The following is a 26033-nucleotide window of genomic DNA, read 5'->3' as shown; positions in this document are numbered from 1 at the left end:
GCTGTCATTGCTCGGCTGCGCGCAGTGTCGGACCGGGCTTTGCAAACTTCTTCGCCCCGAACACGCACATCACCACGCCGAGCGTGACGACCACCATCAGCGGGCTGACCTGCTCATGGAGCAGTGTCGCCGCCAGCGCCAGGCCGAAGAAGGGCTGGAGAAGCTGCAACTGCCCGACGGCGGCGATGCCGCCTTGTGCCAGGCCGCGATACCAAAACACGAAGCCGATCAGCATGCTGAACAGCGAGACATAGGCCAGCCCCATCCATGCGCCGGAGCCGACGCCGGCGAAGGACGGCGGCAGCGTGACGAAGGTCAGCGCCAGCATGACCGGCAGCGACAGCGCCAGCGCCCAACAGATCACCTGCCAGCCGCCAAGCCTACGCGACAGTGCGGCGCCCTCGGCATAGCCCAGCCCGCAGGCGATGATGGCGGCGAGCATCAAGCCATCGCCGACCGGTGAGGCAGTCACGCCTTGCGTCAGAGCAAAACCCGCAACGAGCGCGCTGCCCAGGCATGAAAACAGCCAGAAGGCCGGGCGAGGACGGTCGCCGCCTCGCAGCACGCCGAAGATTGCGGTTGCCAGCGGCAGCAGGCCGACGAAGATGATGGAATGCGCCGCCGTGACGTGCTTGAGCGCCAGCGCCGTCAGCAAGGGAAAGCCGACCACGACGCCCAGCGCAACGACCACCAGCGAAACCAGATCGCCTCGCTCCGGGCGCTTCTCGCGGAACAACAACAGCATCGCAATGCCGAGCAGGCCGGCAATCGCCGCACGGGCCGAGGTCAGGAAGGTCGGGTCGAAATCCACCACTGCCACGCGCGTCGCCGGCAGCGAGCCGCTGAAGATCAGTACGCCTATGAAGCCGTTCAGCCAGCCGTTGAAACTCTTGTCCATCATCTGCTCCGTTTGCGCTTTCGTACCGGTGCGGCGCATGGCATAGCCAGAGACAATGGGGTACAATTCCGCAAAACTGTAATGGTCTGTAGAGAAGTACAGATGGACACGCCCGACCCGAATGCCGGCGGAACACTCGTCGAAACGATCATGGCGGCAATCCGGCAGCGGATCGCCGCGCGCATCCTGACGCCGGGCGCGCGCCTGCCGTCGATCCGCGCCTTCGCCGGCGCGATGCAGGTGTCGAAGTCCACCGTGGTCGAGGCCTACGAGCGGCTCGCGGCCGAGGGCATAATCCGTTCGCGGCCCGGTTCCGGCTTCTATGCCGCCGGCCCGCTCGCGCCGCTGTCGCTGGCCGAGATCGGACCGCGGCTCGACCGGGCCGTCGATCCGCTGTGGGTCTCACGGCAGTCGCTGGATGCGAGCGGCGACATGCTGAAGCCAGGCTGCGGCTGGCTGCCAGCCTCATGGATGCCGCAGGCCGCCTTGCGCCGGGCATTGCGCAGTGCAGCGCGGACCGACGACGCCACGCTTGCCGACTACGGCACGCCGCTCGGCCTGCCGGCGCTGCGGCAGCTCTTGGCCCGCCGCCTGTCGGCGCATGGCGTCGAGGCTTCGCCGGACCAGATCATGCTCACCGAATCCGGAACGCAGGCGATCGACCTGTTGTGCCGCTTCCTGCTCGAGCCTGGCGATACCGTGCTGGTCGACGATCCCTGCTACTTCAACTTCCATGCGCTTTTGCGCGCCCATCGCGCGAAGGTCGTCGGCGTCCCTATGACGCCAACCGGACCCGATATCGACCTGTTCGCGCAGGCGCTCGCCGAGCATCGGCCGCGCCTCTACATCACCAATTCGGCGCTCCACAACCCGACCGGCGCGGTGCTTTCGCCGGTCGTTGCCCACCGGTTGCTCAAGCTTGCCGACCAATCCGGCCTCGCCATCATCGAGGACGATATCTTCGCCGATTTCGAGCACTCGCCGGCGCCGCGGCTGGCGGCCTTCGACGGCCTCGGCCGCGTCGTCCAGATCGGCTCCTTCTCCAAGACGCTGTCGGCTTCGGTGCGCTGCGGCTTCATCGCCGCACCCCGCGACTGGATGGAGGGGCTGACCGACCTCAAGATCGCCACGAGTTTCGGCGGCGGGCGGCTCTCCTCCGAGCTGGTGCTGACCCTGCTGAAGGACGGCAGCTACCGCAAGCATGTCGAGCAGTTGCGTGCCCGCCTGGCGCGCGCCATGACTGAGACCGCCAGCAGGTTGAAAGCGATGGGCATCATGCCCTGGATCGACCAGCCGGCCGGCATGTTCCTGTGGTGCCGCCTGCCCGACAACGTCGACGCTGCCGATGTCGCTCGCCATGCGCTGGCGGAGAATGTCGTGCTGGCGCCGGGCAATGCCTTCAGCCTGTCGCATACCGCCGGCCGCTTCATGCGCTTCAATGCCGCCCAATGCGGGGATGAACGCATCTTCAGGGTGCTCGAGACGGCGATGGCAACGTGAGGGAATACGGTCTGCCGCTCAGGTCGCTGCCCGCTTGCGGCGCTCATACATCATCACCAGCGTCTCGGCGGTCAGCGCCGGCTTCTGCTCGCCTTCGATCTCGACGGTGTTGGCAGCCTTCATCAGGTACTGGCCCGGGCCGCGATCCTCCATGGAGAGCAGCGTTGTGCGCAGCCTGATGCGCGCGCCGGACTTCACCGGCGCCAGGAAACGCACCTTGTCGAAGCCGTAATTGAAGGCGGCCTGCGTGTTTTCCGGCACGATGCCCATCTCGAGCGCCAGCGCGCCGATGATCGACAGCGTCAGATAGCCATGCGCGATCGTGGTGCGGAACGGACTCTGACGCTTCGCGCGCTCCGGATCGACATGGATCCACTGATGATCGCCCGTGCACGCGGCGAACTGGTCGATGCGCTGCTGGTCGACCGTGGTCCAGTCCGACACGCCGATCTCCTGGCCGGCCATTGTCCGCAACTGTTCGAAGGTCGGCGGCGTTCTCGGCCGATTTTCCGTCATTCCTGCTTTCCCGGTGGCTTCTGCCAGTCTCCCGACCATGAACCGGCGGCTCCTGTCAATTCGCGGACGCGCGATTTTGCTCTTAGAGTTGACGGTTTCGCTGCGAGCTGGGAACGCGTGTTCACGCGCCGCTGGATCACTTCCCGTTGTAGCCGGCCCGGATTTCCGCCATCGCGTCCTTGATCCTGTCGCGCAGGATTTCGATCGATTCGGCGCCGGATTTCCGGACCAGGTCGGCGACCTCGCCGGCATTCTTCAGCGTCGTCTCGAAGGATTTCCTGGCGAAATCCACCTGCTTCGTGATCAACTCCTGCGGATTGCCCGGGGCCTGGTAGTTTTGCGCCATCCGGGTGATTTCGCCGAGCGCCTCCTGCACCATTTCGTGCTGCCGCGACAGAACGGACGACGCGCCCGCGGCACTTGCCCTGGCCGACTTGTCCAGAGCCTCGAGATTCTTGCGGTGATGATCGAGGATCGCCTGGACGTCGACCTTCGGCAGCTTCAGGTCGCGGCCGAACCTGCTGAACATGTCCAGGAAAGAATCGGATTCCGGTTGTCTTGCCATGTCGTCGCCTCCCGATCTGCCGCTTTTGCGGCACCCGCTAGGGAGAATAGTGCGCGCCCGGTCCGCGTCAATTGAGGAGAAACATCCGCTCGGCCGTATAGAGCACCAAACCGGCCAAGCCGCCGATCACCATGCCGTTGAACCGGATATATTGCAGGTCCTTGCCGATGTTCACCTCAATCAGCCGCGTCAGCTGGGCCAGGTCCCAGCGCTTGACCTGATCGGCGATGAATTTCGACACGCCAGTCTTCTGGTTCTCGACGAACGAAGCGAGCGCCACGACAAAACCCTGGTTCATGTCGGCTCTGATCTGGGCATCGTCGGCCAGATGCCGGCCGACCTCGACGAACATATTGGCGAGATGCTCGCGGATCATCGAATTGGGCGCGTTGGCGTCCTGCTCGATGAAGAGGCGCATGCTTGCCCATGTGTCGCCGGCCAGCGCCCTGACTTCCGGGCGGCCCAGGAAATCGCGCTTCAGCTTCTCAGCGCGTCTTGCATATTGCTTCGACGTCCGCAGACGCTCGATGAAGGCGAGCGCGAAATGGTCGAATTCGGCGCGCATCGGATGGTTGGGGTCGGCCCGCACCTCATCGAGCAGTGATCCGGCGGAGGCGACGATCTTCTTCAGGAGATAGGCATCGGCGCGAAACAGGTTGAAGAGCGACGGCAGCTCCTCGCGGATCTTCTCGCGCATCGTCGCCAGCGCCTTCTCGTCGTTCAGAAAACGCCCGACCACCCTGGTAAACTCGTCGAACAGCTTTTGATGGCGGCGATCGTCGGTGAGCGCCGACAACAACTCCGCGGCTAAAGGCGCCAGCGGCACCTTTTCGATCTGCTCCAGCATGCGGCTAGCGACGAAGTCGCGCAGCCCGGACTGCTCTACAGCCGTCAGTGTCTGCGGCACCAGCCGAGCGACGAATCGCGATAGCCCCGCCGCGCGTTCGCTGTCGGCCAGCCAGTCGGCGACCAGCGCCGCAAAGTCGACCTCGGCGAGCTTTTCCCGCACCGGCTCCGCCGCCAGAAAATTGGCTTCGATGAAGCGGCCGAGATTGTCCGCGATGCGGTGCTGGTTCTCCGGGATGATGGCGGTATGCGGAATCGGCAGCCCAAGCGGCCGCCTGAACAGCGCGACGACGGCATACCAGTCGGCGAGCCCGCCGATGGTCGCCGCCTCGGCGAAGGCGGCGACGAAGCCGAGCCACGGATGGCTGCCCTGGAAAGACTTGGTGAGCGCGAAGACAAGGATGCACAGGCCAAGCGCCGCGGCGGCAGTGAACTTGGTCCGCCGCAATGCCGAGAGCTTTGCCTGCGCATCGGCGTCGAATCGAACCGACGCGAGGGCCGGAGCTGATTGTGACATGGAAAGGCCGTTTCCTGTTTGCACCCGCACTTATCTAGGACCTTCGGCGGCGAAACGCTCGCCCAAAGCTTGTGGGACATATCGGGCCGCTCATACGCGTCGGCATGCACAAAAAGTTGACACGATTATTCAGCTATGTGGCGCTCCAGTCTGGAATTGTTCCAAACTATGGGCCATATTCGGCTCAAGCTAATGTTTTTGCGAGGATACCATGCGGCTCACGCGCCAGACCAACTATGCGATGCGCATACTGATGTATTGCGCCGCGAACACCGACAGGCTGAGCCGCATCCCCGAGATCGCCGCCGCCTATTCGGTTTCGGAGCTGTTCCTGTTCAAGATCCTGCAGCCGCTGGTCGAGGCCGGCCTAGTCGAGACCGTGCGCGGCAGGAACGGCGGCGTAAGACTCGGCCGCCCGGCCGAGCAGATCAGCCTGTTCGATGTCGTGCGCGTCACCGAAGAGAGCTTCGCCATGGCCGAATGCTTCGAGAACGACGCCGCCGAATGCCCGTTGGTCGACAGCTGCGCGTTGAATTCGGCGTTGCGCGAGGCGCTCAACGCCTTCTTTGCCGTGCTTTCCCGCTACACGATCGCCGACCTCGTCGCAGCGCGCCCGGACGTGCGTCACCTGCTCGGCATCGACCTCCTGGAGCAACGCGCTCCGGCCGCCTAAGCGGCTGATTGCGGCAGGACGAACGGCACACTAGCCGCCGGCAGCGCACCGACCTTGAGGCGGCAGTCGAATACCTTCTCGATCAATTCGTCGTTGAGCACATCCGTCGGCGAGCCGGCTGCAGCCAGCTGGCCGACGTGCAGCACGAAAATGCGGTCGGCATACATGGCTGTCAGGTTGAGGTCGTGCAGGATCGCCACCACGCCGCCGCCGCGCCGGGCGAAGTCGCGGGCGATGTTCATGATGATGAGCTGGTGCTTGACGTCCAGGCTTGAGACCGGCTCATCGAGGAACAGATAGCGCGGCCTGCCCTCCAGCACCGGCGCCCAGACCTGGCAGAGCACGCGCGCAAGCTGGACGCGCTGCTGCTCGCCCCCGGAAAGCTCCTGGTAGAAGCGGCCGGCAAAACCGTCGAGATCGACTCGCGCCAGCGCCCGCTCGGGCAAGCGCGCATCCTCGCCGGGCAGCACGCCGGAGCGACCGCCGATCAGGCCGAGGCGCACGATCTCGCGCACGGTGAAGGGGAAGGAGAGTGTCGTGGATTGCGGCAGCACCGCGCGCAGCGTCGCTGCCTCCACCGGCTTCATGGCGGACAGATCGCGGCCGTTGAGGGCGACCGTGCCGGAATAGGGAAGCTCGCCGGTTAGCGCCTTGAGCAGGGTCGTCTTGCCCGATCCGTTCGGTCCGACGATTGCCGTCACCTCACCCGGCCGCGCCGCGAAATCGACATGCGATACGATGCGCTTGCCGCCGATCGCCACGGAGATGCTGCGTGCTTCGATCATCGGCAGTTCACAAATCGACGACGCCGCGCTTGCGCAACAGGATCCACAGGAAGAACGGCGCGCCGGCAACCGCGGTGACGATGCCGATCGGCAGCTCGGCCGGAGCGACGATAGTGCGGGCGACCGCATCGGCGAGCAGAAGCAGCGAGGCGCCGAGCAAGGCCGAGGCCGGCAAAAGGTAACGGTTGTCCGGGAGCCGATCGCGATGCGCAAGAGATGCGGCACGACGATGCCGATGAAGCCGATGCCGCCGCTGACGGCGACGGACGCGCCGACCGCAGCCGACACCCCAACGATGGCGGTGTATTTCAGCTGCTGCACCGGAATACCGAGATGGCCGGCAGTCGCCTCGCCAAGCGCCAGTGCATTGAGGCCGCGCGACAGGAAGGGCATTGCGGCCAGCGCCAGCACGATCACCGGCCCGACGGTGCCGATCTTCGGCCATGTCGCGCCGGCGAGCGAGCCGAGTTGCCAGAAGGTCAGGTCGCGCAACTGCCTGTCGTCGGCCATGAAAATCAGGATGCCGGTGAGCGCCATGGCGAGGGCGGCGATCGCCAGACCGGCGAGCAGCATCGTGGCGACCGAGGTCCGGCCCTGGCGCGTCGCGATGGCGTAAAGCAGCAATGTCACCGAAAGACCGCCGAAGAAGGCCGCCAGCGGCAGGGCAAACGTGCCGAGGGCCAGCGTCACAGGCGCGAGCCAGGTCGTGCCGAGCACGATGATGGCCACCGCGCCGAGGCTCGAACCGGCGGAGACGCCGATCAGGCCGGGGTCCGCAAGCGGATTGCGGAACAGACCCTGCATCACCGCGCCGGAAACTGCGAGTGCCGCGCCGATCAGCACGCCGAGCAGGACGCGCGGCATGCGAATGTCATAGACGATCAGCTGGTCGCGCGCGGCAAGCGCCGCATCGGCCGGCACGGCTCCGGTGAGCCAGTCGCGGATGACGCGGACAGCGGACGCGTCCGAAGCGCCCGAGGTCAGCGATAGGAATATTGACAGCGCAAGCGCAACAGACAAAAGCAGGATCACGATCCTTGCTCGTGCCGAGCGGTCGCCATCGGCTGCCATCGTCATGCCCGCCGCACCGGCAATCGACTGTTCGGCCATCGCCGTTCAGTCCGTAACCTGGCTGCCGTAGAGCGAAACGGCGAGATCGTGGATGGCTTCGGCCGTGCGCGGCCCGAAGCCCAGCAGATAGCCGCCATCCATGCTGATCACCTTGCGGGCGGCACCCGCCGGCGTCGTGGCGATCGACGGATTGGCGAACAGCTCATCTTCGGAGACCGGCGGTCCGGCGTTCTTCATCGTCAGGATCACGTCCGGCCTGGCGGTGACGATCGCCTCGTCGGACATCGCCTTGTAGCCGGAAAAACCCTCGACCGCGTTGATCGCGCCGGCGAGCTTGATGATGGCGTCGGCGGCGGTGTCGCTGCCCGCGGCAAGGATCTTGCCGCCCTGCGTCGACAGCACGAACAGCACGCGCTTGCGATCCTTGATCGACGCCGTCTGCTTTTCGGCCGCCGTCAGCTTCGCGTCCGTCTCCGCTGCAAGCTTTTCGGTCTTGGCGTCGACCCCCAGCGCCTTGCCGACGACCCGGATCTTTTCGAGGATGCCTTCATGGCTGTAGTGCTCGGGCACTTCGACGAAGGGCACGCTCGATTTCTTCAGCACGTCGACCGCTTCCTTCGGGCCACTGCCATGCAAAGCGAGGATCCCCGACGGGTTGACCGAGAGCACACCCTCCGGCGACAGCGCACGCATATAGCCGACATCGGGCAGCTTGAGCGCGGCTTGCGGGAAATAGCTCGTCGAATCGCGGGCGACGAGATGGCCTTCCTCGCCGAGCGTATAGACGATCTCTGTGATCGAGCCGCCGATGGCGACGAGCCGCGACGTATCGGAGAAGGTTGCCGCTCCTTCCTCGGCGCCGGCGGGCAGCGTCGTGAAAGCCAGCAGAGCGCCGAGCAGCGGCGCGAGCGCCGGGCGAAAATCGAATGGAGCACGCATTGGGTCTTGCCTCATGCAGCGGTCGGACTGGGGATCCGGGGCAGGTTCTCGGCGAGAAAACGCCAGTCCTCGCGCTCGCCCTCGCCTTCATGGCGCTTGCCGAAGAACTGGATGATCATGCCGCCCTGGGCGTCATAGACTTCGAGCGATGTGACATGGCCGTCCTTGGTCGGCTTGCGCACCGCCCAGACCTCGCGGATGTGGTCGGTCCTCAGATGCAGGTGGAAGGTCTCGTCAAGCACGTTGATCCACGGCCCCATCGGCTTGACCGACTTGATCGGACCGGAATGGATCTGGATGCAGCCGCGGTTTCCGACGAAGCACATGATCGGCATTTTGCCTTCCGCCGCGTGGTGAAACATGGCGCCGACGGCATCGTTGTTGAGCAGCCAGGCATAGTCCTGGCCGACCATGCGCACCGCCTCGCGGCGGCTGAGCTTCAGCGTCTTCAGCATGCCGAAGAACTGATGCACGTCGGTCAGCCGGCTCCAGCGGTCGCGCAGGTCGTCGATGCTGGCGACCGAGCCTTGAGCCTCCCCTTCGCCTCCCGGCGCGCTTGAGGCGATCGTGACCGTCGGTTCCTGGGTCGACGATTCGAGGCTCGCCACCAGCTTCTGGTAGGCATAGAGGTTCGAGGCCGGCCGCAGATGCACTTTGTGAACCGCCTCGCCAGCCGCGTCGAAGAACTGCAGGCTGCGGCGGATCTCACCGCCGTCCCGCTTCTCGACGGCGAAACCATGCGCCCACACTTTCGGGAAAATGCGCAGGTCGATGTTCTCGCCGAGCACCATGGCATTGTGGTTGCCGGTGACGACCTTGTCGTAGACGCCGATCTTCTCGTGCACGGCGCTTTCGTTGCGGGTCAGCGCCATCACCTCGCCGACCGCTTCGAGGCCGGTCAACAGGTCGTTGGCACGCGGCTCGACGCGCACGACGCCATAGTCGCAATGCGCCGCGACCAGCTCCGCTTCCGAAATGCCGAGTTGGGCTGCGAGATCGCGCTCGCGCATCTTCGGATTGCCTTCCCGTGCCCGCCGGATCTCTTCCGGCGACGGCTTCACGCGCTGGTCCATGTCGTCCACCTGCCCACCTTTGTCTGCACTGTTCCGCCTGCCGATTGTGCTTACTTGTTGAGGATCAGCTTGCCCTGGCGGGTGATTTTCAGGCGGTAGAGCGCGCCATGATGCTCGATGCCAATCTCATGCTCGCCCTGGAACAGTGTGTTGCTGGAGAGCGTGCGCACCGCCATCGGCACCCGGTCGTAGCGGGGCTGCGTGTCGTCCGAACGGCGGACGCGATAGCGGAAGTCGTTGGGATTATGCGTGTTCATCGGGTCGGTCCTTCTGCTGTGCCGGCCGTCTGGCCAGGCGCTCGTAAATTGCCGATTCAATTCTTGACTTGAATAGTCATGTTTACTAGTCAGTGCATTACCGGACTAAATGAGTCAACATTTAAGACGCCGGACGTGATCAAAAATGCAAGCGAGCCCCGCGCCAGCCAGCATCGAGCCTTGAATCTGGAGTTGGGGCATGGGGTTGGTGAATTGGGGACGGACGGGCCAGGCGGATGCCGGCCCGGGCTTCCGATCGATGGCGAAGGCAATCGCCCTACTAATGACTGGAGCAGCGGCAATTGCGCTCGGCGTGCCGGCCGCGAAAGCGCAACAGGCCGCGCAGCCGACGGCCGACCAGCAGGCCGATCAAAAAAAGAAGGCCGATGAGAAACCCGCTGCCGAGGGAACTCTGCTCGACAAGATCCTGGTCATCAGCCGCACCGGCGAGACGGCGATCCAGTCGTTGGCCTCGGCCAGCCATGTCGACCAGGAGGAGCAGCTTGAACGGCGCATGGCGACGACGCCGAACGAGATGCTGCTCGGCGTTCCCGGCGTCACCGTGCAGGCCGACGCGCGGCGGGTCAGCTCCAGCATCAACATCCGCGGCCTGCAGGATTTCGGCCGCGTCGCGGTGATCGTCGACGGCGCCAGGCAGGATTTCCAGCGCTCGGACCATGGCACGCAGTCGACCTTCTATGTCGATCCCGAGCTCATCAAATCCGTCGACGTGATCCGTGGCCCGGTCGCCAACACCTACGGCTCTGGCGCCATCGGCGGCGTCGTCTTCTTCGACACCAAGGACGCCGAAGATTTCCTCAAGCCGAAGGAAAGCTGGGCCGCCTCCGTCACCGGGCGCTATGAAAGCAACGGCAAGGGCTGGACCACCAGTGCCAGCGGCGCCTACCGCTTCAACGAAAACTGGGATGTTCTGGGCAACATCGTCTATCGGGACTACGGTGACTACAAGAATGGCGGCGGCGACACCGTGGCCGGCACCGGCTTCGACGTGCTGAGCGGCCTGCTCAAGACCACCATCCACCCGACCGAAAACAGCGAGCTGAAGCTCGGCTGGGTCGGCTCCAGCGACGGATGGACGGAGACAAGCAGCGGCGTTCCCGCCAACGATGTCGATCTCAAGTCGAACACCTTCACTGCCCGCTACAACATCACCGACGACGCCAAAAGCTGGCTCGACCTCCACATCAACACCTCCTACAACAAGACCGTTCTCGATCTGACGACGCTTGTCCCGCAAAATCGGTTCGATCCGAGCACAGGCCTGCCCGTCGTACTGCCGGCCGGCTCGCTGTCGACCTTCGATGTCGGCACCACCGGCATCGACATCTGGAACACCTCGCGCTTCGAGACCGCAGGCATTGCGCACGAACTGACCTATGGCGGCGACTGGGTCGGCGACGACGTCGAGACGGGCGGCACGGCCGGTGGCGACAGCTTCTATACGCCGTCCGGCAAGCGCAACGTGTCGGGCGCCTACATTCAGGACAAGCTGACCTGGGAATGGCTCGAGGTCATCACAGGCCTACGCTATGACAGCTATAGCCTGAAAGACTCCGCGCATGAGACATCGGGCGACCGTCTGTCGCCGCGCATCACCGTCGGGGTCTCACCCTTTGAAAGCGCCAGCCTCGCGGGCCTGCAGTTCTACGGCACCTACGCGGAAGGTTACCGCTCGCCCTCGCTGACGGAGACGCTCATCAGCGGCAACCATCCGGCGGGCGTCACCTTCCCGTTCCTGCCGAATCCCAATCTCAGGCCCGAAACCGGCAAGACCGTCGAATTCGGCGTCAACTACAAGCAGAACGACATTGTCGAGGCCGGCGACGCGCTGCGGCTCAAGGCTGCCTATTTCAACAACAATGTCGAGGACTACATCGACGGCGTCACGCTCTCGGCCTTCGACCCGACCAGCGGCTGCCCATTCGGCCCAGGCATCCCGATCTGCTTCCAGTACCAGAACTTCGCCAAGGCCAAGATCAACGGCTTCGAGCTGGAAAGCGTCTACGACGCCGGCTGGGGCTATGCCGGGCTCTCGGCCTCCATCATCAATGGCCACACCATCTCGTATGAAGGCGAGCGGGCCGATCTTGCCAGCATCCCCTCCTCGCAGCTGACCGCGCAGCTCGGCCTCCGCTTCCTCGAAGACAAGCTGACGGTCGGCGGCGAGGTGCAATACAACGGCAAGCCCAAGGGCAATCCGGTGGCCAAGGACCACACGCTGGTCAATGCCTTTGCCAGCTACCAGGCGACGGACAATCTCAAGGTCGACTTCCGCGCCGACAATCTGTTCGACGTCAAATACACCAACCCGCTCAACGGAAGCACGACCGCCGTTCTCTACGAACCCGGCATCACGCTGAAGCTGGCAGCAACCATGCGTTTCGGAGGCTAATTGGAAATGCTACGTTCAACGACATCGCTTCGTCTCTTGACCTCGGCGCTGGCGATGTCGCTTGCAACGGCGCCGGCGTGGGCCCAGTCCGCGCCGGCCCCGGCCCTAAACCTCGAGCTCAACGCCGCGCAACCCTCCGACAAGGGCTGCCGCTTGACCTTCATCGTCAACACGCGCTCGGCGCCGACCTGTCGAAGGCGGCTTTCGAGATCGCGCTGTTCAACGAGGCCGGCGTCGTCGACCGCCTCACCGTGCTCGATTTCAAGGACCTGCCTGCCGGCAAGACGAAAGTCACGCGCTTCGATCTTGCCGGGGCCGACTGCGGCAAGATCAGCCGCGTGCTGATCAACAGCGCGACGGAATGCGCCGGAACCGGCGTCGAGCCGGCGGCGTGCATGCGCGGCCTGAAGACTTCGACCAAGACCGGCATCGCTTTCGGGGTCTGACAAGCCGTGGCGCTGACGCTCACCCGAAATGCCGTTGCCTGGCCCTTGGCTAGCTTCGGCTTCGGGCGACTTTCGGCAACCGATCTTGATTTGACAATTCCACGTCGCTCGCGGCAGGTCTCGTCGCGAGACATGCATGAAATCAGCCCCCTCCCCGACGCTGGCAACGAACTGGCGATCGTGCCGGCCGAACCGCTTGCGCAAGCGCAGCAGTCGGCCGGGGAGCGCAAATGGACGGTGGCGATTGCGGTCTCCTGTCTGCTCCATGCCGCTGCCGCGGCGGCATTTCTGATCGCATCTGCCGGTACAATCGATTCCATCGATGCAATCCAGTCCGAAGGCTCTGATCAATCAGGCGCTGATGTGGTCGGCAGCGCTTTGGATGGCCGCGACCCTGGCGTGATGGATGTGACCTTGGTGCCTGATCCGCGGCCGGCCAAGCCTGAGGCAGTTCGATCCGTGCCTCCAACCGACACGCCTCAAGCAGTAGAGGAGCCGGCGGCACCTGAGCCTCCGCCGGAAGCCGTCAAACGGGCGACCGCCACTCCGGACGCGCTGACGGCTGCCATCCCGCGCCAGGATGATCAGAATATCGCTCCAAGGGCTGAGCCGCAGGAAACATCGTCTGCGGTTCAGATGCAAAGCGCCGGGACGCCTCCTGCCGATACCGGGACGCCACCGGTCCCAACTGCAAGGCCAAGCGGACCAGCCGGACTTGAAGGAACGAGCAAAACCAATGATTCTCGCGGCGCGGCGGATGGCGAGAAACGCGACCAGCCGGTGATTTCCAGCAAGGGCAAAAAAGAGGCCGCGGCCGGCAATGCGATGGGATCCCGCTACAGCGGTGAAATCCAGAAGAAGCTTGCCCGCGCCAACCGTCGCGTTTCGAAAGCGATTCAGGAAAAGGCCCGCAACAATGCCAGGGTGGTTTTCGTTGTCATGGCCGATGGCAGCATCAGCTACTTGCAGCTTGCAGAAAGTTCAGGGTCTGCCGAGCTGGACCAATTCGCCCTGAAACTGGTGCGCCAGCAAGCCCCGTTCCCGCCCATTCCACCGGAGACCGGCAGGTCGAGTTGGGTGTTCAAAGCCCGCATCGGTCCGTTTTAAGAACCGCCGCCTCGCCGTTTCATACCCTCAACCAATCGCCACAGGGCACTCATTCTGGAAGGAAACCAATGTACATCGCCATGAACCGCTTCAAGGTCCAGAACGGCTCGGAAGAAGCCTTCGAGGACGTCTGGAAAAACCGCGATTCCAGCCTCTCCGAGATGAAGGGTTTTAAGGAATTCCATTTGCTGCGCGGCCCGGTCAACGAGACCGAGGGCTATACGTTGTTTGCCTCGCACACGGTCTGGGCGAGCCACGACGATTTTGTCGCCTGGACGAAGTCGGAGAATTTCCGCGACGCCCACCGCAACGCCGGCAGCTCGCAGGTGCACTATCTCGGCCATCCGCAATTCGAAGGGTTTTCAGTCGTCGAAGGCGCCTGACCGCTGACGAGCAATGGCCAACTTCCTTCGACGGATAGGGTGTGTTGAGATTCAGGTCAGGCCGAGTCGAGAATGGTGGCTTCGGAGAACCGGAGCGGAGCGTACTTAAGTACGTGAGCACCGGCCTACGCCGGCCGTAGCCTTAGCTGCCACGCCACTCATAAATGCTTCGGCCGGCGAAGGCCGGAAGCGCAGGAAGCCGCCATTCGCAGGCCGGCATCACCTGAATGTCAATACGCCCTAAGCAGCGGCGAGCAGGCTGGCATTACCGCCCGCCGCGGTCGTGTCGACGCAGACCGCGCGCTCATGCGCATAGGCCGCCGGGTTGAGCACTTCGCTGACCAGCGGCACGATCGGCCCGGCGCGCTCGGCGATCACCTTGCGCACGACGCGCGCGGCTTCCGGCTTGCCGGAGAAGGCGACGACATCGACGCGCAGCGATCGCGCTTCGACCGGGTCGGGACGGCCGTCGATCGCCGCAAGCGGCAGGCCCTTGCCGGTCAGCGCCGACAGCGCCGCAGGCGCGCCCGGCGCCACCGCCAGAACGGCGTTGCCCGCAGCAAGCGCCTGGATGGTCTGGGCAAGCAGCGTGTCGGCATCCGGCCCGAGGCAGAGCACGCGCCCGCGCGGCGAAAGCGACAGTGTGTTCGCTTCGCCGGTCGGGCCCGGCAGGTCGACCTGGCCGAAATCGAGGCTCGCCGCGGCGGCAATCGCCGCCGCCCCCTTGCCGCGCAGATGCTTTCTCAGGATCGCCACGCGATCCGGCCGCGTCGACCAGCCGCGCAGCGTCGGATCCGGCAGATTGTCGGCGAGTTCGGTCGCCGTCACCTTATGGCCTTCGCCGACCTCCGTACCGGCCTCCGGTCCCTTGCGGAAGCGGCGCAGATAATGCGGCCCGCCGGCCTTCGGCCCCGTGCCCGACAGCCCTTCGCCGCCGAAGGGCTGCGAGCCGACGACGGCGCCGATCTGGTTGCGGTTGACATAGATGTTGCCGGCATGGATGCCGTCGACGAAATGCTGCACGCGGCCCTCGATGCGGGTGTGCAGGCCGAAGGTCAGGCCGTAGCCCTTGCGGTTGATAGCGGCAATCACCGCATCGATATCGTCGGCGTCGAAGGTCGCAACATGCAGCACCGGGCCGAACACCTCGCGCTCCATCTCCTCGATGCCCTTGACGCGGAAGACGTGCGGCGCGACGAAGCGCCCGTTCTTCGGCGCCTCCAGCTTGGCGACCAGTCGGCCCTCCAGCCCCTTCTTCGTACAATAGTCGCTGATCGAGCCTTGCGCCTCGTCGTCGATGACCGGACCGACATCGGTCGAGATCGCCCACGGATCGCCGACGGTAAGCGCTTCCATCGCGCCCTTCAGCATTTCCAGCATCTTCTTCTCGACGTCCTTCTGGATATAGAGCACGCGCAGCGCCGAGCAGCGCTGGCCGGCGCTCTGGAAAGCGGAAGCGAGGATATCGCGCACCGCCTGCTCGGGCAGCGCGGTGGAATCGACGATCATGGCGTTCAATCCGCCGGTTTCGGCGATCAGCATGGCGTCGGGCGCCGCAGTCTCGGCCAGTTGCTTCTCGATCAGCTTGGCGACCTCGGTCGAGCCGGTGAAGCAGACGCCGGCGATGCGCGGGTCGGCGGTGAGCGGCGCGCCGACCGAGGGGCCGTCACCCGGCAGAAGCTGGATGACGTCCTCCGGCACGCCGGCCTCGCGCAGCATCTCGACGGCGCGGAAGGCGATCAGCGGGGTCTGTTCGGCGGGCTTGGCGATCACCGAATTGCCGGTGACCAGCGCCGCGGCGATCTGGCCGGTGAAGATCGCCAGCGGGAAATTCCACGGCGAGATGCAGACGACAGCGCCGCGCGCCTCGGTGCCAGCTTCGGCACTCGCCGCCTCGGCTGCGTAATAACGCAGGAAGTCGACTGCCTCGCGCACTTCGGCGACGCCGTCGGCCAGCGACTTCCCGGCCTCGCGGGTGGCCAAAGCGAAGAACTCGGCGGCATTGGCCTCGTAGAGGTCGGCGGCGCGGTTGAGGATCGTGGCGCGCTCGGCAACCGGGCGTTTTGCCCAGGCTGGCTGCGCGTCGACGGCGATGCGCACGGCGGTCGCCACCTGCTTGGCCGCCGACTCATGCACGGTGCCGACGATCTCGTCGGGCTTTGCCGGATTGACGATCTGGCGCTGCTTGCCGTAGCCGGCGGCGCGCGTGACCGGCTTGGCGTGCCAGCGGTCCGCTCCGGCAAATTCCGCCCTTGCTCTGTCGATGGCCGCAAGCGTCACCGGATCGCTGATGTCGAAACCTTTGGAATTGCGCCGGTGGGCGCCGAAGATCGCGGCCGGACGCGCGATCGCCGGATTGGCGGCGGGACCTTGGCTTTCCACTGTCTCAAGCGGATCGCGGGCGATCTCCTCCGGCTCGACCTCCTCGTCGGTCAATTGATGGACGAAGGAGGAGTTGGCGCCGTTTTCCAAGAGCCGCCGTACCAGATAGGCGAGCAGATCGGAATGCGCGCCGACCGGCGCGTAGATGCGGCAGCGCGTGCCTTCGGACTTGCGCACCGTCTCGTGCAGGGATTCGCCCATGCCGTGCAGGCGCTGGAACTCGAAGGAATTGCGATCCTTCGCCATCGACAAGATCGCCGCCACGGTATGCGCGTTGTGGGTGGCGAATTGCGGGTAAATGCGGTCGGTCATCGACAGCAGTTTCTTCGCACAGGCGAGATAAGAGACATCGGTGTTGGTCTTGCGGGTGAAGACCGGATAGCCGGTTAACCCAAGCGTCTGCGCTCGCTTGATCTCGGTATCCCAATAGGCGCCCTTCACCAGCCGTACCATGATGTTGCGGTCGTATTTTTTCGCCAGCGCATAGAGCCAGTCGATGACGAAGGCCGCGCGCGAGCCATAGGCCTGGACGACGACGCCGAAACCGTCCCAGCCGGCGAGTTCCGGTTCGGCCAAGACCTTTTCGATCACGTCGAGCGACAGATCGAGCCGGTCGGCCTCCTCGGCATCGATATTCAGGCCCATGCGCGAATGCCGCGCGGCGAGCGACAGCGACAGGAGCCGCTCGGCCATCACCGGTAGCATCTTTTCTTTCTTCGCCACCTCATAGCGCGGATGAAGCGCGGATAGCTTGACCGAAATGCCGTGGTTGTAGCGGATGTCGGGGCCATTCGAACCGGCGTCGAGCGAAGAGATCGCGTCGGCATAGGCCTTGTGATAGCGCAGTGCGTCGGCCTCGGTACGCGCCGCCTCGCCCAGCATGTCGAAGGAATAGAGATAGCCCTTCTGCGTCATCGGCCGGCCGCGCTTGACCGCTTCGGCGATGGTGCGGCCGAGCACGAACTGCTCGCCCATTTCGCGCATCGCCGCCGCGACGGCCTTGCGGATGACCGGTTCGCCGAGCCTGCGCACCATGGCGCGCAGCGTGCCTTCGATGCCGCCCTCGCCTTCGTCGAGCACGCGGCCGGTAAGCATCAGCGCCCAGGTCGAGGCGTTGACGAAGATTGAGCTCGAACTGCCCGAATGCGCCGACCAGTCATGCGGCGCGATCTTGTCGGCGATGAGATCGTCCATCGTCTCGGCGTCGGGCACGCGCAGCAGCGCCTCGGCCAGGCACATCAGCGCCACGCCTTCCTTGGTCGACAGGCCGTAGGCGGAGAGAAAAACCTCCATCAGCCGAGGATCAGTCGAGCCACGCACAGCGCGCACCAGATCGGCGGCGCGGGCCGAGATCGCCTTGCGCTCCTCCGCCGAAAGCCCGGCCGCAGCGGAGAGGCGCTTCACCGCCTCGTCTTCGTCGGGCAAATAGTTGGCGCGGATCTGCTGGCGGATGGCATCGAGCGGCATATCGGGTCCATGAAAGCGAGCATTAGGGAGCGGTCTGGCGATCACCGGACCAATTGGCGCAAGCTAGCACAATTGGAAATCTAGGTCGGTCCAAAGAAATCGCCACGATAGTCTGATCGAACTATGATATATGGCTCCTATCCGTCAATTTCACTATGAAATCGATGATCGAAGATCAATTGGACCGCATCGACCGCAATATCCTGTCCGCGCTCGGGCGCGACGGCAGGCTTTCCATGTCGGAGTTGGCGACCAGGGTCGGCCTGTCGAAGACGCCGGTGCAGGCGCGGGTGAAGCGGCTGGAGAAGGACGGCTATATAAGGGGCTATCGCGCGATCATCGACCGCGAACGCATGGGCGAAGGCCATGTCGCCTTCGTCCAGGTGAAGCTTTCCGACACGCGCTCGACCGCGCTCGACGCTTTCAATCGCGCGGTGCAGGGCGTGCCGGAAATCGAGCAGTGCCATATGATGGCGTCGAGCTTCGACTATCTCCTGAAAGTCCGCACCACCGACATCGCCGCTTATCGCCGCGTGCTCGGCGAGCGCATCTCGGCCCTCCCCCACGTGGCGCAGACCTCGACCTTCGTGGCGATGGAGACGGTGAAGGACCGATAGCTACTCGGACAGGGTCTTGAGAAACGCCACCAGCGCCGCCCGCTCTCGATCCGACAGATCGAGCGGATGGACTTCCGAAACGCCTTCGACGCTGGGCGCTGCCTTCGAATAATGCGCCACCACTTCGTCGAGCGTGGAAAACTGTCCGGCATGCATATAGGGCGAACGGGCGGCCGCGCCCCGCAGCGACGGCGTCTTGTATGCGCGCACCAAATCCTGCCCATCCTTCACCATGAAACGCAGCTCCCGGCAAGCGCTGGCGTCGCCGTCGCGGAACTTGCCGAAGCAGTTGAACGGATCGGCCTGAACCTGAGCCACCGCGTCGACCCGGCCGCGATCCGGCGGCAGATCCTTGACTGGCGGCACGCCGGTGTTGTGGAAAGAGTTGTCGGTGAAACGAGGCCCATTGTGACAGGTCACGCAATTGGCCTTGCCGATGAACAGCCTCAGCCCGAGAATCTCTTCCGCCGAGAATGCCGCGTCGCCTTGCGGCTTGCTGTCGGTCGCGAGATCGATGGCGAAGCGGTCGAAACGCGTCTGTTGCGGCTCGATTGATCGCTCGAAGGCGGCGATTGCCTTGCCGATATTGGCAAAGACACGGTTGACGTCCTCATGCTCGCTGGCCGGCATTGCGTTCCATGCCGCCTTTTCGGCATCGGTGCCGAGAGGGCTGGCATTGGCCGGAACTGCCGACAGATCGGGCAGCGGTCCGAAGATTCGCTCATAGCGCTCGCCGAACCGGTTCTTGATGTAGTGCGCGAAGGCAGCGCGGTTGCCGGCCTGCTCGAGCGGATTTTCGAGCGGCGTCAGCGCCTGCGCCCAAAGGCTGTCGCGCCGTCCGTCCCAGAAGAACCAGGGATCGCGCGCCACGCCGGCCAAGGGCATGGTGCGCCGGTTGGTGCGGCCGACGCCGACGGCCTGCGGCAGGTCGTCCTGGAATTGGCGATCGATCTTGTGGCAGGTCGAGCAGGACACCGTGCCGTCGCGGCTCATGCCGACATCGAAGAACAGCGTCGATCCGAGCGCTGCCGCGGCCGGCACATCTGCGTACTGGTTCGTGGTGTCCGCTTTAAGCGCCGGCAGCGTGTTCAACGCCAGCGAAGCGATGGTCTTCTTCTCGGCGTCGCTGAACTCGGGCTTGCCGCAGCCGCCAAGCAAAGCGAGCGCGGCCAGAGCGGAAAGGCTTGCGACGCGGGCAAGACGCCTCATCGGCCGCTCACAAGACGATGTTGAAGACGACGGAATCGGACCCCGCCGCCGCTGAGATGCCAAAGCGCAGCTGCCACCAGCCGCTCATCGTGAATTTGATGCCGTCGATGCGGTAGCGTCCCCCGCCCAGATAGTCGGTCGCCTGCGGACTGGTCGGCAGGCCGTGATTGTGCTGCGGCATGCCGCCCGAGACGGTGATCGCAGCACCCTCCACCGGGGCGCCGGCGGCGGTTTTCAGCGTCAGCAGCCAGGACTGCAACTCGCCTTGCCGGATGACGCCGCGCTCCGGCTCGAAGCTGGCGACAAACAGCCCGCTCGCCGTCTTCTTGGAGCGCGACGTGTCGGGGCCCGGTGCCGAGTGCGGCGCCGTCAGATAGACGACTGCCAGGATGCCGACCAGCAGGGCAGCCAGACCGAGACCCGCAAGAATGTAACGCCATATCGATGCCAAACCGGTTCCTCTTCGGCTGATAACGTCACGGGCTGCATGCAGCATCCCGTCCCGCCTGTGGGAAATCGCTTCTGGCGCAAATATCGGCCTTAGCCAAGCATGGCGCTAGCGGTTGCAAAAAGCTACAGCAACAAAGCCTTAGGAGGATAAGCCGAATGGAAGCCAATGGTATCGCGTCGATCGGCGAATGCATGCTCGAACTGTCGGGCCAGGCAGGGCCGAACTGGCGCATGGGCTTTGCCGGCGACACCTTCAATACGCTATGGGCTCTGCACGCATTGAGCCCGAACCGGCCGGCGACCTATGTCTCCGCCTTCGGCGACGATCCCTTCTCCCGCGATCAGATCGGTTTCTTCGCTCAGAACGGCATTGGCATCGGCAACAGCCCGGTCATTGCCGGTGCCAGACCCGGCCTTTACGCCATCACGCTCACCGGAGCCGAGCGCGCCTTCACCTATTGGCGAAGCGATGCCGCGGCGCGCCAACTGGCCTCAGATCCTGCTGCGCTGGCGAAAAGCCTTGAAAGCCAGGCGCTTGTCTATTTTTCCGGAATCACCCTGGCAATTCTCGATGAACCGGCGCGCAAGACGTTGCTGGCGGCGGTCGCCATGGCGCGCGCGGCAGGCTCCCTCATCGCCTTTGATCCCAACTATCGTCCACGGCTCTGGCAGAGCCGCGAGACGGCGCAGGCCGCGATCCTCGAAGCCTTGGCGGTTACCGACATTGCGCTGCCGACCTTCCCTGACGAACAGATGCTCTTTGGCGATATCGCGCCGCAGGCGACCGCCGAACGCATGGGCAGGTTAGTCGGCGAGGTCGTCGTCAAGAATGGTGAACAACCAGCATTGATTGCCATGAATGGAGCCTTGCAAACAGTGGGAGCCGTGCATGTCGCCTCGCCCGTCGACACCACTGGCGCGGGCGATTCCTTCAATGGCGGCTATCTGGCAGCACGGCTCTCCGGCCACGCGGCCGCCGACGCGGCTCGGCGCGCGCATCAAGTGGCCGCCGCCGTCGTGCAGGTTCGCGGCGCGTTGGCGCCATTTGAGACGCTTCAAGCAGCGTCTGCCGGCTGAGGAAGCCTGAACCTGTATTCCGTCACCTGACGGTAGATCTGGCCAGGCCACAGCGTAGCCTGCGGGAAATAGGGCCGGTTCGGCGCGTCGGGCCAGGCCTGCGCTTCGAGGCAGAAGCCTGAAAAGGTTTTGTAGCGGCGGCCGTCGAGCCCAGGCGATGTCGGCGCCACATACTGGCCGATATAGAGCTGCAGGCCGGGTTCGGTGGTCCAGACTTCCATCTCGATGCCGGAATTGGCGCCTTGCACCCAGGCCGCCTGGTGCAGCGGTCCACGGCTCGAGGCGAGGCAGAAATTCACGTCGTAGGGAAGCTGCTCGCCTTCCGTTTCCATGCGCAACGGCCTCGCCTGGCGGAAGTCATAAGGTGTGCCGTCGACCGGCTTCACCGCCCCGGTCGGGATCATCTCGCTATCGACGGGTGTGTAGGCGCCGGCATTGAGCATCAGCCGGTGGTCGAGGATGTCGCCGGCGCCACCGTCGTCGAGATTGAAGTAGGAGTGCTGCGCCAGGTTGCAGAGCGTCGGCTCCTCGCATGTGGCGGTCAACTCCATGCTGAGCGTGCCGGGAATCTTCAGCCGGTAGGTGCAGGTGACGTCCAGCGCCCCTGGAAAGCCCATCGTGCCGTCCGGATCGTGCAGCGTCAGCGTCACGAAATCGCGGCCATGCAGCGAGACGGTCCATGGCCGGTGGAAATAGCCTTCCGAGCCGCCGTGCAGCGTGTGCTTGTCGAGGAAGTTGCGCTCCGTCTGGTAGCGCTTGCCGGCGATGGTGAAGCGGCCGTCGCGAATGCGGTTGGCGAAGCGGCCGACCACGGCGCCGAAATAGGCGCGATCGGTCTCATAGGGTTCGAACCGGTCGTAGCCCAGCACCAGCGGCGCGTCGTGACCGGTAAGCCGCAAATCCTGGATGATCGCGCCGAGCCCGATGACGTTGGCGGTCAGCCCGCCGCCGCGGATGGTGAAACGGCGAACCCGCTCGCCCGCCTGCGTCGTACCGAAGACCTCGCCGTCCTTCATCGCTGTGCCCGAAAACGTCAGTTCATTGATCCGCGGACTATGCTGGTTGCCTCCGGCGGGGGCAGACCAGGTGCCTGCCCCACCGGTGGCTGGCAGTCAGAGGCCGAGCCCGCCGATGCAGACATATTTGGTATCGAGATAATCCTCGATGCCCTGATGTCCGCCTTCTTTGCCGAGGCCGGATTCCTTGACGCCGCCAAACGGCGCTTCGGGGGTGGTGATCAGGCCCTCATTGACGCCGACCATGCCGTATTTCAGCCCTTCCATGACGCGGAAGGCGCGGCCGAGATCGCCGGTGTAGAAATAGCAGGCGAGGCCGAACTCGGTGTCGTTGGCCAAGGCGATCGCTTCTTCCTCGGTCTCGAACTTGAACACCGGCGCGACCGGCCCGAAGATCTCTTCCTTCATGAAGCGCATCTTCGGCGTCGCATCGGCGATGACTGTCGGCTGGAAGAATGAACCGCCAAGCGCATGGCGCTTGCCGCCGGCGACGACCTTGCCGCCCTTCGACGTTGCATCGGCGATCAGTTCCTCGACCTTCTCGACTGCCTTCTCGTCGATCAGCGGCCCCTGCTGCACGCCTTCTTCCAGGCCGGAACCGACCTTGAGGCTGTCGCTGGCGGCGGCGAGCTTCTCGACGAACTTGTCATAGACGCCCGCCTGGACGAGGAAGCGGTTGGTGCAGACGCAGGTCTGGCCGGAATTGCGGTACTTCGCGGTGATGGCGCCGGTGACGGCGCGATCGACGTCGGCATCGTCGAAGACCAGGAACGGCGCGTTGCCGCCGAGTTCCATCGACACTTTCTTGACCGTGACCGACGACTTCTGGATCAGGATCTTGCCGACCTCGGTCGAGCCGGTGAAGGTGATCTTCTTGACCAGCGGATTGGCACAGATCTCGTCGCCGATCTCGCCGGCCGAGCCGGTCAGGATGTTGATGACGCCCTTAGGGAAGCCGACCTCCTCGGCGAGCGCGCCCCAGGCGAGGCCGGAGTAAGGCGTCTGCGAAGCCGGCTTGACCACGGCCGTGCAGCCTGCGGCCAGCGCCGGACCAAGCTTGCGGGCGAGCATCGAGGACGGGAAATTCCACGGCGTGATGGCGGCGATGACGCCGACCGGTTCCTTTGTCACCAGGATGCGGCGGTCGCCCCAGGGCGACGGCACGATGTCGCCATAGGTGCGGCGGCCTTCCTCGGCGAACCACAGGATATAGCTCGCGGCCGAGCCGATCTCGCCCTTGGATTCGAACAGCGACTTGCCCTGCTCGATGGTGAGCAGCTCGGCCAGCACGTCCTGATTGTCCATCATCGCATCGTGCAGCTTGCGCAACAGCTTCGAGCGCTCGAGCGCGGTGGTCTTGCGCCAGCTCTTGAAGGCTTCCTCCGCGGCCTCGATGGCGCGGCGCGTTTCTGCCTTGCCCGACTTCGGCACGGTGCCGATCTTGAGGCCCGTGGCCGGATTGTTGACGTCGACGGTCTGGCCGCTGTCGGCCTGCACCCATTCGCCGTTGATGAGATTGGCCTGGCGCATGAAATGACTGGTTTTCTGAAGCATGGTCTGGCCTCCGTTCGGCGCGCTGATCGGCCGTTTTTCTGGATATTCGATGGGCGTGCAAGGCCGCACGCTGGCGCATTGCTCTTACCTAGGGAAAGCCCGGCAAGCAATCACAAGATGGCATATAGGGGTTAGGCCAGCAAAGGCGAGAGCCGGCTGGGCTAATGGCCCTAGCCGAACACGTGCACGACCACTGTCAGCCAGAACGACGTGGTCAGCACCGCACTTGCTGTGGCGATTGTCATCTGGTTCGACGCCAGTGCCTGGCCGGTGTTGAACTGGACGGCGATGAGATAGGAATTGATGCCGGAAGGCAGCGCCGCCGCCACCACGGCCACCTTTGCCGTCAGCGGCGGCAGGCCGAGCAGCCAGACCAGGAGAAGCACCAGCGCCGGCATCAGGAAGAGCTTCAGCGCCGACAGCGCGAGCGCCGGCCGGATGTTGCCCGAGATGCCGAAGCGGCGCAGGCTGAGCCCCATCGCAAACAGCGCCACCGGTCCGGCCGTATCGGCGAGCGCGTCGACCAGCCGCCCGATCAGCGCCGGCAGCGGCGCGCCGGTTAAGCGCCAGGCAAGCCCCGCCAGAATGCCGATGATCAACGGATTGACGAACAGCCGCCTCAGAAAATTCCTGACGACGCGCAGCGGATGCACCGGTTCGCTGCCGCCACGGCCGAACATCTCGAACAGCACGATCGAGGCCATCATCATGACCGGCAGGTGGATGGAGACGAGCAGCGACAAGACCTCGAAGCCGTTCGGGCCGAAAATGCCGAGGATGAAAGGCGCCCCGAGCAGCACGACATTGGAATAGGCCGAGGAAACGCCGCCGACGATTCCCGCGCGGGCATCCCGGCCGAAGATGCGCGTCGTCACCAGATGGCCGGCGGCCCAGGTGACGGCGACCGCGGCAAAGTAGACGCCCCACAGCGACCATGGGGCCACACCGTGGAAGTCCGACTTCACCATAGTCTGGAAGAGCAGCAGCGGCATCGCCACGTTGACGGCGAATTCGGATATGCCTTCGCCGCTTGCCGGCTTCAGATAGCCGGTGAACCCGGCGAGATAGCCGAGCGCGACGAGGCTGAAGACGAAGAGGACGGTTTCGGTGAGCGGAGTCATTTTTGGGGCGGCGACATTTTTCCCGTGATAGGCGAGCGCGGATCGCGGTGCAATCGGGCGCTCGCGGAACGCCTCAGCGTCGACCACCGGTTCCTCCGCTTGTCTTCTGACCGGCTTTGCGGTCCCTATATGCCATTCACGGCCCCGGCCTTTCTGGGACCGTCAAAGGACTCTCGATGCTGCGACTTGCCCTGGCACTCTTCCTGTTTGTCGTTCCGAGCATTGCCCACGCAACCGATGCGGGCTGGGCACTGCTGCGCGACGGCGGCCATATCGTTCTGCTTCGCCATGCCTTCGTCACCGGGGCGACCGATCCGGCGAATTTCGACATCGGCAACTGCGCCACTCAGCTCAACCTGTCGGAACGCGGCAAGCAGCAGTCAAGCCGCATCGGCGCCCTCTTCGCGGCGCGCGCGGCGCCAATAGAGCGCGTGCTCTCCAGCCGCTACTGCCGCTGCCTCGATACGGCCCGCATCGCTTTTGAGGCCGAACCGGAACCGTTTGCGCCGCTCGATCTGCTCAAGACCGACCCGGAGCAGAAGGCTGCCCAGATGGAGGCAGTGATGAAGGAGATCCGCGGCTATTCCGGTTCCGACAATCTGGTGCTGGTCACGCATCTGGAAAACATCGTGGCGCTCACCGGCATCGCACCACGCGAGGGCGAAGCCGTGGTCGTGGCGCCGGAGGGCGACGGACTCAAGGTGCTCGGCCGCGTCACCTTCTGAGGGCGTCGGCCTGCACGGCTCAGGACTGTTGCCAAAATGCCACCGCCGAAAGAAGCCGCAAATCCGCCGCGACAATGCCGCTTGCGACAACCCGTCGCAGGGTCTATAGGCGCGCTCCCGGTCACGAAAACCGAAGCGAGCAGAACGGTTGGAGCTTTCGTCTCCGCCCGCGCAGGCGGCTTTGCCGCGCTGTGTACGGCGCCGTTTCGGAGTGTTGGGACTTGCGGGTGTAGCTCATGGAGAGCGCCGGATTTGGGTCCGGAGGCAGGGTTCAATTCCCACACCCACGACACGGATAGCTCAATTGGTTAGAGCATCAGACTCATAATCTGACTGTCGAAGGTTCGAATCCTTCTCCAACGGCCTGATAAGCCGGGGTCCATTCTGGACACATAGGTTACGGTTCATACCGGAGACATGGGTAAC

At 64.5% G+C, this 26033-nt stretch carries 22 protein-coding genes, 1 tRNA gene and 2 pseudogenes; 10 read left to right on the top strand and 15 right to left on the bottom strand.

Going from position 1 to position 26033, the window contains the following annotated elements; genetic code table 11:
• Positions 1-4: 4 nt before the first annotated feature.
• Positions 5-898, bottom strand: a complete 894-nt coding sequence (locus tag AU465_RS05740) for a DMT family transporter (protein WP_192244812.1) — start codon at positions 896-898, stop codon at positions 5-7.
• Between the two features lie 102 nt (positions 899-1000).
• Between AU465_RS05740 and AU465_RS05735 the strand changes: the two genes are divergently transcribed.
• Positions 1001-2398, top strand: coding sequence for an aminotransferase-like domain-containing protein (locus tag AU465_RS05735; RefSeq protein ID WP_246505891.1), 1398 nt, complete (start codon positions 1001-1003; stop codon positions 2396-2398).
• An 18-nt stretch (positions 2399-2416) separates the two neighbouring features.
• Here the strand turns inward: AU465_RS05735 and AU465_RS05730 are convergent, their stop codons facing one another.
• From AU465_RS05730 to AU465_RS05720, 3 genes are all read right to left on the bottom strand, one after another.
• A complete protein-coding gene (locus AU465_RS05730; RefSeq protein ID WP_192244808.1) occupies positions 2417-2914 on the bottom strand; it encodes a MaoC family dehydratase in 498 nt (165 codons plus the stop codon).
• 136 nt (positions 2915-3050) lie between these two features.
• Positions 3051-3479 (bottom strand): phasin family protein, encoded by a 429-nt coding sequence (locus tag AU465_RS05725; RefSeq protein ID WP_192244806.1) that lies wholly within the window; start codon positions 3477-3479, stop codon positions 3051-3053.
• 67 nt (positions 3480-3546) lie between these two features.
• The gene (locus tag AU465_RS05720) at positions 3547-4842 is read right to left on the bottom strand and encodes a DUF445 domain-containing protein (RefSeq protein ID WP_192244804.1); all 1296 of its coding nucleotides are present in this window, start codon (positions 4840-4842) and stop codon (positions 3547-3549) included.
• Positions 4843-5053: 211 nt separating this feature from the next.
• Between AU465_RS05720 and rirA the strand changes: the two genes are divergently transcribed.
• Positions 5054-5515: an iron-responsive transcriptional regulator RirA gene (gene rirA / locus AU465_RS05715; protein WP_192244802.1), complete on the top strand. Its 462-nt coding sequence runs from the start codon at positions 5054-5056 to the stop codon at positions 5513-5515.
• Here rirA and AU465_RS05710 read toward each other — a convergent pair.
• From AU465_RS05710 to hemP, 5 genes and pseudogenes are all read right to left on the bottom strand, one after another.
• Positions 5512-6300: a heme ABC transporter ATP-binding protein gene (locus AU465_RS05710; protein WP_192244799.1), complete on the bottom strand. Its 789-nt coding sequence runs from the start codon at positions 6298-6300 to the stop codon at positions 5512-5514. The two genes, rirA and AU465_RS05710, sit on opposite strands and share 4 nt — an antisense overlap.
• Before the next feature lie 7 nt (positions 6301-6307).
• Positions 6308-7410, bottom strand: a pseudogene (locus AU465_RS05705) (FecCD family ABC transporter permease).
• Between the two features lie 6 nt (positions 7411-7416).
• Entirely contained in the window at positions 7417-8310 is an 894-nt protein-coding gene (locus tag AU465_RS05700; RefSeq protein ID WP_192244797.1) for a heme/hemin ABC transporter substrate-binding protein, read from the bottom strand.
• 11 nt (positions 8311-8321) lie between these two features.
• Positions 8322-9383 (bottom strand): hemin-degrading factor, encoded by a 1062-nt coding sequence (locus tag AU465_RS05695; RefSeq protein WP_192244795.1) that lies wholly within the window; start codon positions 9381-9383, stop codon positions 8322-8324.
• 50 nt (positions 9384-9433) lie between these two features.
• Positions 9434-9640, bottom strand: a complete 207-nt coding sequence (hemP, locus tag AU465_RS05690; protein ID WP_192244793.1) for a hemin uptake protein HemP — start codon at positions 9638-9640, stop codon at positions 9434-9436.
• Positions 9641-9839: 199 nt separating this feature from the next.
• On the opposite strand from hemP, the gene AU465_RS05685 reads away from it, so the two are divergent.
• The 4 genes and pseudogenes from AU465_RS05685 to hmuQ all read left to right on the top strand — a co-directional run bounded on the left by AU465_RS05685 (position 9840) and on the right by hmuQ (position 13989).
• Entirely contained in the window at positions 9840-12053 is a 2214-nt protein-coding gene (locus AU465_RS05685) for a TonB-dependent hemoglobin/transferrin/lactoferrin family receptor (RefSeq protein WP_192244791.1), read from the top strand.
• 6 nt (positions 12054-12059) lie between these two features.
• Positions 12060-12499 (top strand): annotated as a pseudogene (locus tag AU465_RS05680) (hypothetical protein).
• Between the two features lie 6 nt (positions 12500-12505).
• Positions 12506-13606, top strand: a complete 1101-nt coding sequence (locus AU465_RS05675) for an energy transducer TonB family protein (protein ID WP_312891216.1) — start codon at positions 12506-12508, stop codon at positions 13604-13606.
• Between the two features lie 68 nt (positions 13607-13674).
• Positions 13675-13989, top strand: coding sequence for a heme-degrading protein HmuQ (gene hmuQ, locus AU465_RS05670; protein ID WP_192244789.1), 315 nt, complete (start codon positions 13675-13677; stop codon positions 13987-13989).
• Positions 13990-14229: 240 nt separating this feature from the next.
• Here the strand turns inward: hmuQ and putA are convergent, their stop codons facing one another.
• Positions 14230-17838, bottom strand: coding sequence for a bifunctional proline dehydrogenase/L-glutamate gamma-semialdehyde dehydrogenase PutA (gene putA / locus AU465_RS05665; RefSeq protein WP_192244787.1), 3609 nt, complete (start codon positions 17836-17838; stop codon positions 14230-14232).
• Positions 17839-18002: 164 nt separating this feature from the next.
• Between putA and AU465_RS05660 the strand changes: the two genes are divergently transcribed.
• Positions 18003-18455, top strand: coding sequence for an Lrp/AsnC ligand binding domain-containing protein (locus AU465_RS05660; protein WP_192244845.1), 453 nt, complete (start codon positions 18003-18005; stop codon positions 18453-18455).
• Here AU465_RS05660 and AU465_RS05655 read toward each other — a convergent pair whose 3' ends face one another.
• A complete protein-coding gene (locus tag AU465_RS05655; RefSeq protein ID WP_192244784.1) occupies positions 18456-19664 on the bottom strand; it encodes a cytochrome-c peroxidase in 1209 nt (402 codons plus the stop codon). It abuts the gene before it with no gap.
• Positions 19665-19671: 7 nt separating this feature from the next.
• Entirely contained in the window at positions 19672-20115 is a 444-nt protein-coding gene (locus tag AU465_RS05650) for a FixH family protein (RefSeq protein ID WP_192244782.1), read from the bottom strand.
• A gap of 155 nt (positions 20116-20270) precedes the next feature.
• Here AU465_RS05650 and AU465_RS05645 point away from each other — a divergent pair, with 155 nt between their 5' ends.
• Positions 20271-21191: a sugar kinase gene (locus AU465_RS05645; protein ID WP_192244780.1), complete on the top strand. Its 921-nt coding sequence runs from the start codon at positions 20271-20273 to the stop codon at positions 21189-21191.
• Here AU465_RS05645 and AU465_RS05640 read toward each other — a convergent pair.
• From AU465_RS05640 to AU465_RS05630, 3 genes are all read right to left on the bottom strand, one after another.
• Positions 21170-22207: an aldose epimerase family protein gene (locus AU465_RS05640; protein WP_192244778.1), complete on the bottom strand. Its 1038-nt coding sequence runs from the start codon at positions 22205-22207 to the stop codon at positions 21170-21172. The genes AU465_RS05645 and AU465_RS05640 overlap by 22 nt on opposite strands.
• A gap of 96 nt (positions 22208-22303) precedes the next feature.
• The gene (locus tag AU465_RS05635; protein ID WP_192244776.1) at positions 22304-23761 is read right to left on the bottom strand and encodes an NAD-dependent succinate-semialdehyde dehydrogenase; all 1458 of its coding nucleotides are present in this window, start codon (positions 23759-23761) and stop codon (positions 22304-22306) included.
• Positions 23762-23931: 170 nt separating this feature from the next.
• Positions 23932-24882: an AEC family transporter gene (locus tag AU465_RS05630; protein WP_192244843.1), complete on the bottom strand. Its 951-nt coding sequence runs from the start codon at positions 24880-24882 to the stop codon at positions 23932-23934.
• 176 nt (positions 24883-25058) lie between these two features.
• Here AU465_RS05630 and AU465_RS05625 point away from each other — a divergent pair, with 176 nt between their 5' ends.
• A complete protein-coding gene (locus tag AU465_RS05625) occupies positions 25059-25607 on the top strand; it encodes a histidine phosphatase family protein (protein ID WP_192244774.1) in 549 nt (182 codons plus the stop codon).
• Between the two features lie 292 nt (positions 25608-25899).
• Positions 25900-25967, top strand: a tRNA-Ile gene (locus AU465_RS05620).
• Positions 25968-26033 lie beyond the last annotated feature (66 nt).

This window comes from Mesorhizobium silamurunense, assembly GCF_014843905.1.
Classification (GTDB): Bacteria; Pseudomonadota; Alphaproteobacteria; order Rhizobiales; family Rhizobiaceae; genus Mesorhizobium; species Mesorhizobium silamurunense.
This window is presented reverse-complemented; position numbering and strand designations above follow the sequence as displayed.